Source organism: Mesorhizobium sp. M2C.T.Ca.TU.002.02.1.1, from assembly GCF_003997225.1.
Map to the genome: position 1 here is coordinate 1 of NZ_RZTO01001414.1, position 717 is coordinate 717.

The following is a 717-nucleotide window of genomic DNA, read 5'->3' on the forward strand; positions in this document are numbered from 1 at the left end:
ATGTTCACGTCGTCACCGTAGAGCCGGCCTTCCCGGACGATGACGTCGCCGGTGTTGATCCCGGCGCGAAACGGCATGCGCATGTCCTCGGCGACCGCCGCATTCAGCGCCACGATCCGGCCCTGGAAATCGAAGGCCGCCCGCAGGGCTTCGATCGGGGTGCCGAATTCGGCCATGATGCTGTCGCCGGCATCGCCGAACGTACGCCCGCCAAAGGCGCCGCAACTGTCGGCAATGATGTCTCGCCTCTCCTCGAAGGCGGCGACGGCGAGCTCGTCGTCGATGCCCATCAGTCGCGAGAATCCCACGGCGTCGATCGAAATGATTGTCGCAAGCTGACGGGTATAATTCCGTTCAGCCATGATCGAGCCCCCAGTCCCGCTTTCAATCCAGAACAGGCGACCTGCGCTCAAAAGAAACGCGTCGCCGTCCGCCGATGGATATCCCCCCGGCAGGTCCGGCGCGCCATTGCCACCCTGTTATGACCAGAACTCTATCAGGGTCTTGCCGAAAGCTCTACTACGAACAGCTAATATGACAAACTTCCCATCCGGCGCATGGTTAGTCGTTCGTTACATCGAGCGATATCTCCAGACAACGCCTCTACCCTTTGAAATTAAACGACCTTTCGCGCCAAGCGGTCGCTGAACTGATTACCGGCGGACATGGATTGGCCGCATCGGAGCAAACGCTTCGGGAAGCGTTGTTCTTACGTGG

The 717-nt window shown here is 59.8% G+C and carries 1 protein-coding gene; it reads right to left on the reverse strand.

What is annotated here, in order from left to right; all coding sequences use genetic code 11:
* The coding region (locus tag EOD07_RS36460; RefSeq protein WP_164772963.1) for an adenylate/guanylate cyclase domain-containing protein at positions 1-362 on the reverse strand (362 nt) is incomplete at its 3' end.
* Between the last annotated feature and the right edge of the window lie 355 nt (positions 363-717).